15 protein-coding genes are annotated in these 14,898 nt (G+C 72.6%); 11 read left to right on the forward strand and 4 right to left on the reverse strand.

Features of this window, described 5'->3' with window-relative positions; all coding sequences use genetic code 11:
* The first annotated feature begins 166 nt into the window (after positions 1 to 166).
* Positions 167 to 1,315, forward strand: a complete 1,149-nt coding sequence (corA, locus tag ACWER9_RS20770; RefSeq protein ID WP_452303388.1) for a magnesium/cobalt transporter CorA — start codon at positions 167 to 169, stop codon at positions 1,313 to 1,315.
* Positions 1,316 to 1,384: 69 nt separating this feature from the next.
* On the opposite strand, the gene ACWER9_RS20775 is transcribed toward corA, so the two are convergent.
* Positions 1,385 to 2,161, reverse strand: coding sequence for a hypothetical protein (locus ACWER9_RS20775; RefSeq protein ID WP_452303389.1), 777 nt, complete (start codon positions 2,159 to 2,161; stop codon positions 1,385 to 1,387).
* Between the two features lie 84 nt (positions 2,162 to 2,245).
* Here ACWER9_RS20775 and ACWER9_RS20780 point away from each other — a divergent pair, with 84 nt between their 5' ends.
* Positions 2,246 to 2,776, forward strand: coding sequence for a peptidylprolyl isomerase (locus ACWER9_RS20780; protein WP_091396894.1), 531 nt, complete (start codon positions 2,246 to 2,248; stop codon positions 2,774 to 2,776).
* Between the two features lie 94 nt (positions 2,777 to 2,870).
* Positions 2,871 to 3,788 (forward strand): rhomboid family intramembrane serine protease, encoded by a 918-nt coding sequence (locus tag ACWER9_RS20785; protein ID WP_452303390.1) that lies wholly within the window; start codon positions 2,871 to 2,873, stop codon positions 3,786 to 3,788.
* Between the two features lie 4 nt (positions 3,789 to 3,792).
* On the opposite strand, the gene ACWER9_RS20790 is transcribed toward ACWER9_RS20785, so the two are convergent.
* On the reverse strand, positions 3,793 to 4,221 hold the full coding sequence (locus tag ACWER9_RS20790) for a PH domain-containing protein (protein ID WP_452303391.1): 429 nt from the start codon (positions 4,219 to 4,221) through the stop codon (positions 3,793 to 3,795).
* Positions 4,222 to 4,319: 98 nt separating this feature from the next.
* Between ACWER9_RS20790 and ACWER9_RS20795 the strand changes: the two genes are divergently transcribed.
* The 6 genes from ACWER9_RS20795 to ACWER9_RS20820 all read left to right on the forward strand — a co-directional run bounded on the left by ACWER9_RS20795 (position 4,320) and on the right by ACWER9_RS20820 (position 10,076).
* Entirely contained in the window at positions 4,320 to 5,492 is a 1,173-nt protein-coding gene (locus ACWER9_RS20795) for a thiolase family protein (protein ID WP_452303392.1), read from the forward strand.
* A gap of 55 nt (positions 5,493 to 5,547) precedes the next feature.
* Entirely contained in the window at positions 5,548 to 6,561 is a 1,014-nt protein-coding gene (locus ACWER9_RS20800; RefSeq protein WP_452303393.1) for an aminoglycoside phosphotransferase family protein, read from the forward strand.
* Positions 6,562 to 6,672: 111 nt separating this feature from the next.
* The gene (locus ACWER9_RS20805) at positions 6,673 to 7,179 is read left to right on the forward strand and encodes a hypothetical protein (protein WP_452303394.1); all 507 of its coding nucleotides are present in this window, start codon (positions 6,673 to 6,675) and stop codon (positions 7,177 to 7,179) included.
* A 91-nt stretch (positions 7,180 to 7,270) separates the two neighbouring features.
* Complete coding sequence (locus ACWER9_RS20810) at positions 7,271 to 7,963, forward strand: response regulator transcription factor (protein WP_452303395.1); 693 nt, start codon at positions 7,271 to 7,273, stop codon at positions 7,961 to 7,963.
* Complete coding sequence (locus ACWER9_RS20815) at positions 7,956 to 9,419, forward strand: sensor histidine kinase (protein ID WP_452303396.1); 1,464 nt, start codon at positions 7,956 to 7,958, stop codon at positions 9,417 to 9,419. The genes ACWER9_RS20810 and ACWER9_RS20815 overlap by 8 nt, the downstream gene beginning before the upstream one ends.
* A gap of 57 nt (positions 9,420 to 9,476) precedes the next feature.
* Positions 9,477 to 10,076 (forward strand): hypothetical protein, encoded by a 600-nt coding sequence (locus tag ACWER9_RS20820; protein WP_452303397.1) that lies wholly within the window; start codon positions 9,477 to 9,479, stop codon positions 10,074 to 10,076.
* Between the two features lie 67 nt (positions 10,077 to 10,143).
* Here ACWER9_RS20820 and ACWER9_RS20825 read toward each other — a convergent pair whose 3' ends face one another.
* Positions 10,144 to 12,366 (reverse strand): ArnT family glycosyltransferase, encoded by a 2,223-nt coding sequence (locus tag ACWER9_RS20825; RefSeq protein ID WP_452303398.1) that lies wholly within the window; start codon positions 12,364 to 12,366, stop codon positions 10,144 to 10,146.
* 124 nt (positions 12,367 to 12,490) lie between these two features.
* Between ACWER9_RS20825 and ACWER9_RS20830 the strand changes: the two genes are divergently transcribed.
* Entirely contained in the window at positions 12,491 to 13,198 is a 708-nt protein-coding gene (locus tag ACWER9_RS20830; RefSeq protein WP_357348602.1) for a glycosyltransferase family 2 protein, read from the forward strand.
* 100 nt (positions 13,199 to 13,298) lie between these two features.
* A complete protein-coding gene (soxR, locus tag ACWER9_RS20835) occupies positions 13,299 to 13,754 on the forward strand; it encodes a redox-sensitive transcriptional activator SoxR (RefSeq protein ID WP_452303399.1) in 456 nt (151 codons plus the stop codon).
* A gap of 27 nt (positions 13,755 to 13,781) precedes the next feature.
* Here soxR and ACWER9_RS20840 read toward each other — a convergent pair whose 3' ends face one another.
* The gene (locus ACWER9_RS20840; protein ID WP_452303400.1) at positions 13,782 to 14,780 is read right to left on the reverse strand and encodes an NAD(P)H-quinone oxidoreductase; all 999 of its coding nucleotides are present in this window, start codon (positions 14,778 to 14,780) and stop codon (positions 13,782 to 13,784) included.
* Positions 14,781 to 14,898 lie beyond the last annotated feature (118 nt).

Below are 14,898 nucleotides of genomic sequence, written 5' to 3' on the forward strand. Positions count from 1 at the left end.
CACCTCCCGCCCCCACAGGTGCCGGGCGGGCCGTGTCGTCCCCCGCACACCCCCCGATGCGGCCCGGCCCGCCCGGCGCCGCCCCTCCACGCGACCGCCGTCACACCGTTCCTCGACCGCGGTCGGCGTAGCCTGCAAGCCGCAGCCGAGCGCGGGAGGTGACGCGATGACGGATCGGACAGAGCGGGACCGGACGGCACCGTCGACCGCCGGTCGGGTCCTACGGCCTCGGGCGTGGCCCTCCCCGGTCCGGGCGATGACCCGGATCCTCAACGCCGACGGCTCGCCGCCCGTGCCGGCCCCGACCGGCACCGACCGCAGCGCGGTGGTCGACTGCGCGCTCTACGTCGACGGCAAGCGGCAGCCCGGTGACTGGACGTACGCGGAGGCGCTGGCCGCGGCCCGCCGCGAGGAGCACGGCTTCGTCTGGATCGGCCTGCACCAGCCGGAGCTGGCCGAGATGACCGCGATCGCGGAGACCTACGGCCTGCACGAGCTGGCGGTCGAGGACGCGGTCAAGGCCGAGCAGCGGCCCAAGCTGGAGCGGTTCGGCGACGTCGTCTTCCTGGTGCTGCGCACCGCCCGTTACTGCGAGCACACCGAGCTGACCGAGAACTCCGAGGTCGTGGAGACCGGGCAGGTGATGCTCTTCATCGGCCCGAACTTCGTGATCAGCGTCCGGCACGGCGACGCCTGCCGGCTCGCCCCGATCCGCGCCGACCTGGAGACCAAGCAGGAGTTGCTGCTGCACGGCCCGTGGGCGGTGGCGTACGGGGTGACCGACCGGGTGGTCGACCTGTATCTGGAGGTGGCCGAGCAGATCGAGGACGACCTGGACACGCTGGAGGCGGAGGTCTTCGACCGGCACGGCCACGGGCGGATCCAGCGGATCTACCAGATGAAGCGGGAGCTGGTGGAGTTCAAGCGGGCGGTGGTGCCGCTGCAACGGCCGCTGATGACGCTTACCTCACAGGTCAACCGGGACGTGCCCAAGGAGATCCGCAAGTACTTCCGGGACGTGCAGGACCACCTGAGCCGCACCGTGGAGCAGGTGAACTCCTACGACGACCTGCTGAACTCGATCCTCCAGGCGCGGCTGGCCCAGGTCACCGTCGACCAGAACAACGACATGCGCAAGATCGCCGCCTGGGCGGCAATCGCCGCGGTCTGGACCTCGATCGCCGGCGTCGAGGGGATGAACTTCGACAACATGCCCGAGCTGAAGATGACGTACGGCTATCCGGTGGCTCTGGCTCTCATGCTCGGCGTGTCGCTGGCCCTCTACCGCTGGTTCCGCCGCAACGGCTGGCTCTGACCCGCGACGCGCAGGTGCCGGCGGGCGGGGTCGACCCGCTCGCCGGCACCTGATGCGCTGCCGCTGGCCTCAGCGGCGGCCGTTGCGGGCCGTGTCCTTGCCCAGCGCCTTGGTGAGGTCGTCGGTCGGCCGACCGGAGACGTCGGTGGCGCCCTCGGCGACCGACGGGACCTTGTCGGTCGGGCGGACGCCGGTCTGCTTGGTCGTGCCGGTGGTGCTGGCGCTGGTGCCGCCGGCCACCGCCGAGCTGCCCGCGCCGGTCATCCCCGCCGCGCCGGTCATGGCGGAACCGTCGGACCCCCGGGTGGCGGACGGCGTACGGACCTCGATGGAGTCGACCTCGTCGCGCATCGGCTCCAGGGTGCTGCGGGTCGGGTCGTACTCGGCCCACTCCTGCTGCTCGCGGCGACGACGCAGCGCCACCGCGCCGGCCAGCCCGGCGATGGCACCCGCCGCCAACAGGCCAGTCATCATCGAGCCGCGACGGCGCGGCTGCTTCTTCTTACCGGTGATCCGCATGGTCTTCGACTTGGCCTTCCTGGTCAGCGGCCCGGCCTGCGCGGCGCCGTCACGGGCCGCCGCCGCCAGCGGTGCCAGCGTGGTGAGCGTCGTCCCCCAGCCGGTCGACGCACGGTCACGAACCCTCGCCGCCGTCGGTGCGACGTAGCCCCGGGCCACCTGGACCCGCGGGCCGACTGTCGCTCCGGCGCCCTTCGCGGCGTGGTTGGCTGCCTGCATCAGGTGGCTGATGCTCTGGTTCAGCTCGGCCTTGGCCAACTGACCCTGGGACTTGCGCCGCCCGATTCGAAACACGGTCCTACCTCCTGGGAGTTGTTCCTTCGTCATCCTCCACCTTCGGATGCCTCCGCGATGCCAGATCGGGCACATGGGAGGATCCGCATGGAACTGACCAACGAGTGAGGAGTACCCGTGGCCGAGGCTGTCTACGCCACCCTGCACACCAACGCTGGCCCGATCCGGCTGGAGCTCTTCCCCAACCACGCGCCGAAGACCGTCCGCAACTTCGTCGACCTGGCCGAGGGCAACCGTGAGTACACCGACCCGCGCACCGGTCAGCCGGGCAGTGGTCCGTACTACGACGGCACCATCTCGCACCGGGTGATCAGCGGTTTCATGGTCCAGATGGGCGACCCGACCGGAACCGGTCGGGGCGGCCCGGGCTACAAGTTCGCCGACGAGTTTCACCCGGAGCTGCGGTTCGACCGTCCGTACCTGCTGGCGATGGCGAACGCCGGGCCGGGCACCAACGGTTCGCAGTTCTTCATCACCGTGTCCCCTACGCCGCACCTCAACAACCGGCACACCATCTTCGGCCAGGTCGCCGACGAGGAGTCGGTGAAGATCGTGGACTCGATCGCGAACACCCCGACCGGTCCGAGCGACCGTCCCCTCCAGGACGTCGTCATCGAGCGGGTCGAGATCGAGCGGTCTGCTTCCTGAGCGACTGGCGAGGTACCTTTGCTCGCATGATTGAGCGCTCCGGAGCACGGCCGGTGCCGGTGGACCGAGCGGTGGCGGACGGAGGGTCGGCCCGGTGAGCGAGTCTCCGCCGACCACCCCGGTCTGCTACCGGCACCCCGGCCGGGAGACCTACGTCCGGTGCACCCGCTGTGACCGGCCGATCTGTCCGGACTGCATGCGGGAGGCCTCGGTCGGGCACCAGTGCCCGGAGTGCGTCGACGAGGGACGTCGCAGTGTCCGGCCGGCGCGTACCGCCTTCGGCGGCGGTATGGCCGGCCGGCACGGCCTCGTCACCAAGGGGCTCATCGCCCTGAACGTGCTGCTCATGCTTCTGTCCATCGCGTCCGACCGGGGTGGTGACGCGGCAGCGGGCGGTTCGGGTTTCGGGGGGCTGGCCGGCGGCGAGACACCACTCACCCGCTGGGGCGGCGTGCTCGGCTACGCCTCGTACGTCCCCTTCGGCCCGGTGCACGGTGTCGCGGCCGGCGAGTGGTACAGGCTTGTCACCGCCATGTTCCTGCACTACGGGTTGCTGCACCTGCTGCTGAACATGTGGGCACTGTGGGTGCTCGGCCGGGAGTTGGAGGCGGTGCTCGGTCGAGCGCGCTTCCTCGCCCTCTACCTGATCGCGGGCCTGGGCGGCAACGTCGCCGTCTACCTGTTCAGCCCCGCCAACCAGTCGCCGACCGTCGGTGCGTCGACGGCCACCTTCGGGCTCTTCGCCGCGATCTTCGTGATCATGCGACGTCTCGGCCACAGCACCTCGGCGATCGTGCCGATCCTCGTCATCAACCTCGTCTTCACCTTCGCCGTGCCGGGCATCTCGATCCCCGGGCACCTGGGCGGGCTGGTGGTCGGCGGGCTGCTGGCGTTGGTGCTCGCGTACGCGCCACGAAGTCGGCGCACGCTCGTGCAGACGATCGGTGGCGGGGTCGTCCTGCTGGTCCTGCTCGCTCTGGTGCTGGTCCGCACCGCCTACCTGCTCGGTTGACCGATCAGGCGTTCGGGCGGGCGGCCCGCAGCGCGGCGGCCACCTCCTCCGGGGTGGCCCCCAGGTCGTACCTGCCGAACAGGTGCAGCGAGTTGCCCGCGTCGATCTCCAGGGTCTCGCTTGTCAGACCCAGCCGGGGCCGCCTGTCGACGGCGATCGCCTCGACCGTCGACCAGGGCAGCAGCCGCCGGCCGGCGAAGCCGCGGATGACGGTGAGCCCGGCCGGGTCCACCGCCAACCGGACCGGCGCGACCAGGTCACGTACCGCCCAGCCGGCCAGCGCCGCGGCGGCCAGGGCGGCCACCGCGAGCCGGACCGGGTCGCCGTCGGAGAAGAGCAGCCCGAGCGCGACGAGCAGAACCGCGCCGGCCAGCTTCGCCGCCGGCAGGCTCGACGGCACTCGCCACTGTCGGTCCGGGGAGGTCTCATTCACCCGCCAAGCATGCCAGCGGTTCGCCGGATCGGAGCCCCGGGCGCAGGCGGGCCTGGACGACGTAGGATCTGGGCAGCCTAAGTTACCGGGGAGTACAGATGAGTGACGCGGTCATCGTCGGCGCGGTACGTACCCCGGTCGGCCGGCGCAAGGGCAGCCTTGCCACGGTCCACCCGGTCGACCTCTCGGCGCACGTGCTGCGCGCCCTCGCCGAGCGCACCGGGCTCGACCCGGCCCAGGTCGACGACGTCTTCTGGGGTTGCGTGTCCCAGGTTGGCGAGCAGTCGTGGAACATCGCCCGCAACGGCGTGCTCGCCGCCGGCTGGCCCGAGACGGTGCCCGGCACGACGCTGGACCGGCAGTGCGGCTCGAGCCAGCAGGCCCTGCACTTCGCCGCCGCGACGGTGCTCTCCGGCCAGGCCGATCTGGTGGTCGCCGGTGGCGTCGAGTCGATGACCCGGGTGCCGATGGGCTCCAGTGTGGCCGGCGGCATGCCGTTCAGTGACCAGCTACGCGCCCGTTACCGGGGCGTCGAGGGCTTCGCCGACGACGCGCCGCTGCCGTTCAACCAGGGGGTCGGAGCCGAGCTGATCGCCCAGCGGTGGCGTCTCTCGCGTACCCAGCTCGACGAGTTCGCGTTGGCCAGCCACGAGAAGGCAGCCGCCGCGCAGGACGCCGGCGCGTTCGATCCGGAGCTGACCCCGGTGCCGCTCTCCGGTGGTGGCACGTTCGCCGCCGACGAGGGCATCCGCCGGGAGACCTCACTGGAGAAGCTCGGCGAGCTGGCCACCCCGTTCCGCGCCGACGGCGTGGTGACCGCCGGGTCCGCGTCCCAGATCTCCGACGGCGCTGCGGCCCTCGCCGTGACCACCTCCGACTGGGCCAGCCGGCACGGCCTGCGCCCGCTGGCCCGGATCCACACCGCGGTGGTCGCCGCCGACGACCCGGTCACCATGCTCACCGCGCCCATCCCGGCCACCGCGAAGGCGCTGCGCCGCGCGGGGTTGGGCATCGAGGAGATCGGGGTGTACGAGGTGAACGAGGCGTTCGCCCCGGTGCCGCTTGCCTGGCTGGCGGAGACCGAGGCGGACCCGGAGCGGCTCAACCCGCGCGGCGGGGCCATCGCCCTCGGCCACCCGCTCGGCGGCTCCGGTGCGCGGATCATGACGACCATGCTCCAGCACATGCGGGACAACGGGCTCCGCTACGGCCTGCAGACCATGTGCGAGGGCGGCGGCATGGCCAACGCCACGATCGTCGAGCTGGTCTGACCGGCGGCGGAAAACGCCTCGCCTCGACCCGGACGGGCCACCTAGGGTGCCAAGCGTGACGACGATCGCCGGTGAGCGCGCCGCCGACTGGTCCGGCGAGCAGTGGCAGGTGCGGGCCCGGTCCTGGGTCGACGCGCAGGTGAGCAGCGCCGGCCGACGGGTGACCGGGTTGGTGGAGCCGCGCGTGCGTCCCTGGTCGCTGGTGTGGCGGGTGCCCACCGACGGCGGCCCGGTCTGGTTCAAGGCCAACAACCCGGGCACGGTGCACGAGGCGGTCCTGATCGCGGCGCTCGCCGAGGTGACGCCCGACCGGGTGCTGACGCCGATCGCGGTGGACCCGGCGCAGGGCTGGTCGCTGCTCCCCGACGGCGGAGAGTCGTTGCGCGACGTGCTGGCGCGTGACCCCGACCTGGCGCACTGGGAGCGGGCACTACCCGGGTACGCGGCGCTGCAACTGGCGAGCGCGTCACGCGCCGACGAGTTGGTCGCCCGGGGCGTGCCGGATCAGCGCCCGGAGGTGCTGGCCGACCTCTTCGCCGAGCTGCTCGACGATCACGAGGCGTTGCTGCTCGGTGCCGAGGGCGGGCTCAGCCCAGACCTGCACGGGCGGCTGCGGGCCGAGCTGCCGTCGTACGCGCAGCGGTGCCGCCGGCTCGCCGACCTCGGTATTCCGGCCGCCGTGCAACACGACGACCTGCACGACGGCAACGTCTTCGCCGGCGCTGCCGGCTATCGCTACTTCGACTGGGGTGACGCCTCGGTGGCGCACCCGTTCGGCACTCTGCTGGTGACCCTGCGCTCCGTCGCGCATGCCCGGAAGCTCGCCGCGGACGACGTCCAGTTGGTTCGGTTGCGCGACGCCTACCTGGAGGCGTGGACCGACAGGTACGACCGCCGGACGCTCGTCGAGGCCGTCGACCTCGCGATCGGCCTGGGGCCGGTGAGCCGGTCGCTCTCCTGGCGTCGCGCACTGGACACCGCAGAGGAGTCCCGCGCCGAGTACGCCGACGCGGTCCCGGGTTGGCTGGAGGAGCTCTTCGCCGCCAGCCCTCTTCAGCCGAACTCCTGACCACGATCCGTCGGAGTCGGAAGTCGGACAGGCAGTGCGACAGACGGCGTGGAACTTCCAAAAAAGTCGCGTGACCCACGTCACCCCGCTGGGGACGTCGTTGGGCAGGTCATGGACGTCTTCTCCCGAACGTTCCTCCCGGCCGCCGCCGAGGCGGGCCTGGCCGTGCAGACGGTGAGCCGGCACATGCCGGTCTTCCGGCGTTGCGTCGGCTCCGGTGACGCCACCATCCTGGTCACCCGGTGCAGCCGCCCCGACCGCCCGGTCACCGGCGACTACCTGTTGCTGCTCACCCACCGTCGGTTGGTGGTGACCCAGCAGACCCGCCTCCTGCACCGACTGCGCCTGCACCTCAACACCGAGCTGCGCGAGTTGAGCAACGTCACCTGGAGCCCGGACCCGCGGTTGCAGTCGGTCGAGATGGCCGCCACCGCGATCGACGGGATCCGTGAGCGGTTCCTGATCCGGACCAGCCACCCGAAGCAGGTCTGGCAGCTCGACGCGCTGCTCAACCAGGCCTTCCGGACCCGCCTGCGGCCGTCCGGCGCGCGGGTCGTCGCAAGCATCGGTGACGCGCCGGCCGCCGCGCGGCCCGGGATGTTCGCCCCGTCCTGGTGAGCTGACACCCCGGTCGGGCCTCGCACCGCCTTTACCGAACTCGAACACGCACCGATCGCGCCGAGCCCACCGGGTCGGCAATCATGGGCCGGTGACCGTCGAACCACCGCATCGCGGGCTCGTCCTCGTCGTCGAGGACGAGCCGAGCATCGCCGACCTGGTCCGGCTCTACCTCACCCGGGACGGGTTCGGCGTCCACCTGGAACGCGACGGTACGGCAGGTCTGAGCGCGGCCCGCCGGTTGCGACCGGTGGCCTGCGTCCTTGACATCGCGCTGCCCGGCCTGCCCGGCACCGAGATCTGCCGCCAGCTGCGCGAGGCCGGCGACTGGACTCCGGTCATCTTCCTCACCGCCCGGGACGACGAGGTGGACCGCATCGTCGGCCTCGAGCTGGGCGCCGACGACTACGTCACCAAGCCGTTCAGCCCACGGGAGCTGGTCGCCCGGGTGCGGGCGGTGCTGCGTCGTTCCGCAGGTGGCCCGGAGGGCGCGGACCGACCACGGGTCGTCGGCCCGGTGACGCTCGACCCGGCCCGCCGCACGGTCACCGCCGCCGGCGCTCCGGTGCAGCTCACCTCGACCGAGTTCGACCTGCTGGCGCACCTGATGGCCCGGCCCGGTCGGGTCTTCACCCGGGAGGAGTTGCTGGCCGGGGTCTGGGGTTACGCGGCGCACGCCGGCACCCGGACGGTGGACGTGCACGTCGCCCAGGTGCGGGCGAAGCTCGGCCCGGCGAGCGTGATCAGGACCCACCGCGGCGTGGGGTACGCGGTCGATGCCTGACCACCCCGGGGTCGAGCCGCCGACCATGGCCCTGCCGGTGGTCGGCGCAGGCCCACCCGCCGCACCTCGACGAGGCCGACTCGGCCGTACGCTCACCGCCCGCGCGGTGCTCGTCACCTGCGCGGTGGCGCTGGTGTCGGTGCTGGTCACCGCAATCGTCGCGGTGCCGTTGGCGATCCGGGGCGCGGAGCGGAGCGAGCAGCAGGCGCTCGCCGCCCAGGCCCGCCTCGCGGCCGAGGTGCTGCGGACCCGCCTCGACCGTGGGCGTGGCGCCGACGAGGAGCGGCTCATCCAGCAACTGCGCAACCAGGGCATCGACGCGTACCTGATCCGGCGCGGGGCGGTCGACCGGGCCGGTCTGCCACCCCGCGTGGTGCAGCGGATCGGGCAGGGGCGCAACGTGTCGGCGCGCCGCTCGGTCAACGGTGAGCGGGCCCTGGTCGAGGGGCGGGCGCTGACCGGCGGCAACGGGGTGGTGCTCTCCCGTCCGCTGGCCGACGGTCTGTGGGCTCGGGTGCTGCTCAGCCTCTGGTTGCCGCTGCTGGCCGGGTTGGCCGCCGGGGTGGTGGCCGGGCTGCTGCTGGCCCGTCGGCTGGCCCGGCCGATCCGGGTCGCGGCCACCGCCGCCGCCCGGCTGCGCGCGGGTGACCGTGCCGTCCGGGTGCCGGTCGAGCCGCCGGACGAGGTCGCCGACCTGGCCGAGGCGTTGAACGGCCTGGCCGCCGCACTTGCCACGAGCGAGGGCCGACAGCGGGAGTTCCTGCTCTCCGTCTCACACGAGCTGCGTACCCCGTTGACCGCGATCCGGGGGTACGCCGAGGCGCTCGCCGACGGGGTGCTCGGCGCCGACGACACTGTGGAGACCGGTCGGACGGTGCTCGCCGAGGCACAACACCTGGACCGGCTGATCGGTGACCTGCTGGCACTGGCCCGGCTGGAGGCCGCCGACTTCCCCCTCGAACCGGTGCCGGTGGACCTGACCCAACTGACCCTGGACGCGGAGCCGACGTGGTCCGGCCGGTGCGCGGCGGTGGGCGTGCCGTTCCGGCTGGAGACGCCCGGTCAGCCGGTGCCCGCGTACACCGATCCGGGACGGATCCGGCAGGTGCTGGACGGGCTGCTGGAGAACGCACTGCGAGTCGTACCCCCGGGGTCGCCGGTGGTGCTCGCGGTCCGGCCGGCGGGCGCGGACCCGGCGCACGGCGGCGTGCTGGAGGTCCGCGACGGGGGACCCGGCTTCACCGACGACGACCTGGCGGTGGCGTTCGAACGCGGTGCCCTGCACGAGCGCTACCGGGGGGTGCGCAAGGTGGGCAGCGGGCTGGGGTTGGCGCTTGCCGCCGGGCTGGTTCGCCGCCTGGGCGGAGAGATCCGCGCGGGGCATGCCCCGGAGGGCGGGGCCGCCTTCACGGTCCGGTTGCCCGGTGATCCTTACCTGACCCGAACGTCGGCCTGACGCTCCGCTCGTCGTTCCCGGGAAGGCTGAGGGCTCCACGGACGAGAGGGAAGAGTCATGCCACGTTGGGGTATCGCCACCGGCACCACGGCACTGTTCGCGGCTGTCGCGCTCGGCGTCAGCGGCTGCGGCGCGGCCGAGGTGGCCAGCCAGCCCGCCCGGGATGTCGCAGTCGACGTCGCCGCCGCCATGGGGGTCGAGGGTCAGGCGCTGGCCGGGATGGGCTTCGACGCCGACGACCTGGACGTGCAGACCGTCGCGGCACCGGCCACCCCGACGCCGGGCGCGTCCCCCACCGCCAAGGAGAAGGCCCGGGAGAAGCGCGGCGAGGAGTGGCGCAAGCGCCGCCAGGCCCGCGTGCTGCTGCGCAAGAACACCCTGCACGGTGAGGCCGTGGTCAAGGCGAAGGACGGCGGTACGCAGACAGTCGCCGTGCAGCGCGGCGAGGTGACCGCAGTCGACGGTGACTCGATGACCGTCAGGTCCTCCGACGGCTTCACCATGACCTGGACCTTCGGCGACGACCTGCGGGTGGTCGAGCGGCGGGCCACCGTGCAGCCGAGCGAGGTCAAGGTCGGCGCGACGCTCGGTGTCGCCGGCGCGAAGGACGGAGACAAAGGCGTGGCCCGGCTCGTCCTCATTCCCCGCGCCAAGTGAGCGCAGGGGCCCTGGTCCACCGACCAGGGCCCCTACCCATGGGCAGTGGACGCGGGAGCCGCCGAAGCTAGCGGCCCGGCGGCAGGGCGTAGCCGACGTAGTCGCGGAACTCCAGCCGCCAGCCGGCCGGGACGAGCTTGGTGCAGGCCGCCTTGCTGCCGGTGCAGACGATCGCGTCGACCGAGGAGGGGTCCGCCGGCGGACGTTCTGGCAGCACCGACTGCAACGCCACCAGCTCCGGTGAGCCGCCGTCGGGCTGCCGCAGCAGCAGCCACCACGGGTACTCCCAGTTGTCGTTCTGCTGCACCAGCCCGATCCGTCGGGCGCCGCTGTCCTGGACCGCGGTCGCCGCCCAGCGGAACTCGTCGGCCCACTGCGGGCGGCGCAGGAACCGGGTGTCCCAGTCCGAGGTGGTGAAGACCGAGCCGGCACCGACCAGCCGGCGCGGGAAACCGTACGACAGCGCGAGCACCCCGGCCAGCGCCGAGGTGGCCAGCACGGTGACGGCCGACATGGTGGCAACCGATCGACGTCCACCCGCCCGGTTGCGCAGGAGCGCGTCCAGCCAGAGGCCGGCGAGGGGCACGGCGAGCACCACGGCGTAGAGCAGCAGACGATTGCCCCACGGCTGCCACTTGATCATCGCGGTGTGCAGCAGCACGGCGGTCAGCACCACCACCGCGTACGCCCGCAGCGACCCCGCCCGCTCGGGGGCGACCCGCCGTGGCCGGGCGAGCGCGATCACCGCGCCGATCGCCGCCAATGCCCCGGCCAGCGGGAACGCCACCCGGTCCTCGTCCGGATACCAGGCCGGTTCCGGAAACAGTTCCCGACCGAAGGTGATCGCGCGATCCTGCGGGTCGACCCCGACCGCCTCGGCGCCACTGATGATCACTTCGGCTCCGGCCCGGCGCAGGGGCGCCAGCGGTGTGTCGAACGCGGTGTGCCCGATCCGCAGCGCGTTGACCACTATCGACGCGGGGTCGTGGCGCTCCATCGGGATGGACTCGCGCAGCCGGGGTGGCCCCAGCGGGTGCCCGAACTCGGCGGTCACCCGGGCCAGGAACGGGCCGACCACCACGGCCGCGACCACCAGGATCAGCACCGAACCGCCGACCGTACGGGCCAGCCCGCCGACCGGCCAGGACCTCCGACCCTCGCCAGCCGCCGCCGGGCCAGCCTGGGGTGCCGGTGTGCCCGCCGTCGTCGCCCGGTCGATCCACGCCAGCCTGAGCTGGGCCAACCCCCACAGCACCAGCAGCGGGCCGACCGCGATCAGACCGCTGGTCTTGGTCACCGCGGTCAGCCCGGTGGCCGCCCCCAGCCCGAGCAGCGTTCCCCAGCCGGTCCGTCGACGCAGCCCGTCCAGCACCAGGGTCGCCGCGCAGGCCACCCACGCCGCGCAGATCAGGTCGGTCTGCGTGCTTGTCGCCTGGAGCACCACCATCGGCGTGGACGCGAGCACGAACGCGGTGAGCAACTGGGCGCGCCGGCCACCACCGAGCTGCGCGGTGATCCGTGCGGCCACCAGGAGGCAGACCACTCCGGCGGCCCACTGCACCAGGTTGTACAGGTGGTCCCCGCCGGTCAGCAGGCGCAGGTGCAGCAGCAGGTACTCGGCGCCGGGCGGGATGGTCACCTGCCGGTGGATGGCGGTGGGCCAGAAGTCCAGGTCACCCTGCGCCACCCAGTGCTCCACCTTCGGCAGGTGGTAGGTCTGCGAGTCGAAGTTGTTCGGCTCGGCCAGCAGTGCGACGAGCAACTCCAGCAGGACCAGCCCGCCGATCGTGCCGGCGAGGAGCCGCTCGCCCGGTCGGGCCGTACGCCAGGTGTCGACCGCCGCCGCGAGCAGGCCGGCCGCACCCCGGCTGGCCCGGGTCGGCGCGGGGTCGGGCTCGCCGCGCTCGGCGGCCGGGGCGGACCCGTCCGGGCTGCCACCGGACACCACCGCGCCGACCGGCACCGGCCGTGGCGTAGCGCCGACCGAGGCCGGTGCGGCGGCGGACGGCTGCCCGAGGCGGGTCGCACGCCGCTGGCGCAGACCGGCCGCGACCGCGGCGGCGGCCAGGAAGAGCAGCCAGGCGACGGCGAACGCGGGGCGGGTCAGCGCGTGCGACGCGCCGAGGACCTCGACGACGAGCACCGCGTACGCCCCGCTGAGCAGGACGGCACGCACCACGGCGAGCCGCAGCGGTGCCACCGCGCCAGCCGCACGTGACCTCGACGCGACGGTGAGCAGGAGCACCGCGGCGGCAGGAACCGCCGCGAGCAGGGAGCCGGCAGCCGACATGGCGGAAGTAAACACCATGGATCTGAGCCCGCCGCGCCGAGTGCCCTGCAGTGGCGATACGCGGTGACCAATCCAACCAGGCTAGGCTAAGGCCGACGTGTTGCCGCCACCGTGGAGATTTCCCGTGAAGCTCTCGATCCTCATGCCGGTCTACAACGAGGAAGAACGCATCGCGGATGCCCTCAAGCAGGCGCTGGCGGTGGACTATCCCTGCGAGATCGAGCTGGTGGTGGTCGACGACGGCAGCCGGGACGGCACCGGCGAGGTCCTCGATCGCGCCGACGACGCGCGGCTGCGGGTCATCACGCACAAGCGTAACGCCGGCAAGGGTGCCGCGATCAAGACGGCTGTCGACAGCGCCGAGGGTGACTACATGGTCATCCTCGACGCCGACCTGGAGTACGACCCGCAGGACATCCCCAAGCTGCTCGACCCGGTGCTCGACGGGCGGGCCACGGTGGTCTACGGCAATCGCACCTTCGGCAGTCACAGCGCCTACAGCTTCTGGTACGTGATGGGCAACAAGGGCGTCACGATGGCGGCCAATGTGCTCTTCAACTCGTACATCGGTGACCTGGAGACCTGCTTCAAGCTGATGCCGGTGGCGCTCTACCGCTCGCTCGAGGTGCGCTCGCGGGGCTTCGGCATGGAGGCCGAGGTGACCGGCAAGCTGCTGCGCCGCCGGATCCGGCCGTACGAGGTGCCGATCAGCTACCGGGCACGCGGCCGGGAAGAGGGCAAGAAGATCACCTGGAAGGACGGCGTCGAGGCGATCTGGATCCTCGGGCGTGAGCGCGCCCGCCGTCGCCCCACCGCCTCGGCCGCCAACTGAGCCCAGGCACAGGCCCATCTGGCGCTTCTGCCAGTGGTCGGTGTCGCCGCCAGGCCACTACTGTGTGAGTTGAAGTGCACTTCAACTCAAGGACCTGGTGATGCCGGATTCGTTGACGATCGGTGAGTTGTCCGCCCGTTCCGGGGTGGCGCCGTCGGCGCTGCGCTACTACGAGCGGCTCGGGCTGATCCGCGCCGACCGCACCGGCGGCAACCAGCGCCGCTACGCCCGCGCCGAGCTGCGCCGGGTCGCCTTCATCCGCATCTCCCAGCAGGTCGGCGTCTCCCTCGACGAGATCCGGGAAGCGCTCGACTCGCTCCCCGAAGCACGTACGCCGAGCCCTCAGGACTGGGCGCGACTCTCGGCGAGCTGGCGAAGCCGCCTGGACGAGCGGATCCGACTGCTCAGCAGGCTCCGCGACGACCTGGACGGCTGCATCGGCTGCGGCTGCCTGTCCTTGCAGCGCTGCACGCTGAACAACCCGGAGGACACGCTTGCCGGCGAGGGGCCGGGCGCTCGCCTGGTGCTGCCCCGACCGGCCGACTCGCTCAACTGAAGCCGGCTTCAGCACCCGCAGGCTCGCTCAGCTGGCGGCCGACCCGGCGCCCGACGGGCGGGTGAGCAGCACCTTGCCGAAGTGATCGTTCGACTCGACGAGTCGGTGCGCCTCCGCCGCCTCGGTCATCGGCAGCCGCCGGTCCACTATCGGTCGGATCCGGCCGGCCTCGACCAACGGCCACACCTCGTCCCGTACCCCCTGGACGATCTCTGCCTTCTCCGCGAGCGGTCGGGACCGTAGCGACGTCGCGGTGACACTCGCCCGCTTCGTCAGCAGCGCCCCGAGATCCAACTCGGCCTTGCGCCCACCCTGCATCCCGATCACCACGAGGCGACCGCCGGTGGCCAGCGCGGCGACGTTCCGCCCCAGGTAGGACCCGCCCATGATGTCCAGGACGACGTCCACGCCGCGCCCGTCGGTGACCCGCCCGACCTCCTCGACGAAGTCCTGCTCCCGGTAGTCGATCACGTGTGCCGCGCCCAGCTCCCGCAGCCGGGCGTGCTTGGCCTCCCGCGCGGTGGTCAGCACGGTGACGCCGAGGGCCGCCCCGAGCTGGATGGCGAAGGTGCCGATCCCGCTGCCCCCGCCGTGCACCAACAGCGTCTCGCCCGCGCCGAGCCGCGCCACCTGGACCAGGTTCGACCAGACCGTGCAGGCCACCTCGGGCAGCGCCGCCGCGTCGACCGGGTCGCAGGCCGGCACCGGCAGCAACTGCCCGGCCGGGACCGCCACCCGCTCCGCGTACCCACCGCCGGCCAGCAGCGCGCAGACCTGCTGCCCGACCGCCCACCCGGCGACCTCCGCGCCAACCTCGGTGATCACCCCAGAACATTCCAACCCGGGGTACGCGGGCGCGCCCGGCGGCGGCGGGTAGTGCCCCTGCCGTTGTAGCAGGTCAGCGCGGTTGACCCCGCTGGCCCGCACATCCACGACCACCTCGTTCGGGCCCGGCTCCGGGTCGGGCACCTCGGCCCAGACCAGCGCCTCGGGCCCACCCGGCTCAGGAATCGTGATGGCTCGCATGGGCCCAGTCTTCCCGATCTTCCCGGCCGCCGCAGGCGCACCCTCCAGCCCACAATGGACGCGTCAGACCCCCTGGCCGGCGCACCGGGGAGGGACGCCGGGCCGACCGGAGCGAGCC

The sequence above is a fragment of the Micromonospora sp. NPDC003944 genome, from assembly GCF_053605225.1.

Bases quoted from the DNA above. Each gene is read 5' to 3' on its own strand.
- corA (WP_452303388.1), top strand. From the start codon at position 167: ATGACGGATCGGACAGAGCGGGACCGGACGGCACCGTCGACCGCCGGT.
- ACWER9_RS20775 (WP_452303389.1), bottom strand. From the start codon at position 2,161: ATGACGAAGGAACAACTCCCAGGAGGTAGGACCGTGTTTCGAATCGGG.
- ACWER9_RS20795 (WP_452303392.1), top strand. From the start codon at position 4,320: ATGAGTGACGCGGTCATCGTCGGCGCGGTACGTACCCCGGTCGGCCGG.
- ACWER9_RS20805 (WP_452303394.1), top strand. From the start codon at position 6,673: ATGGACGTCTTCTCCCGAACGTTCCTCCCGGCCGCCGCCGAGGCGGGC.
- ACWER9_RS20815 (WP_452303396.1), top strand. From the start codon at position 7,956: ATGCCTGACCACCCCGGGGTCGAGCCGCCGACCATGGCCCTGCCGGTG.
- ACWER9_RS20820 (WP_452303397.1), top strand. From the start codon at position 9,477: ATGCCACGTTGGGGTATCGCCACCGGCACCACGGCACTGTTCGCGGCT.
- ACWER9_RS20825 (WP_452303398.1), bottom strand. From the start codon at position 12,366: ATGTCGGCTGCCGGCTCCCTGCTCGCGGCGGTTCCTGCCGCCGCGGTG.
- soxR (WP_452303399.1), top strand. From the start codon at position 13,299: ATGCCGGATTCGTTGACGATCGGTGAGTTGTCCGCCCGTTCCGGGGTG.
- ACWER9_RS20840 (WP_452303400.1), bottom strand. From the start codon at position 14,780: ATGCGAGCCATCACGATTCCTGAGCCGGGTGGGCCCGAGGCGCTGGTC.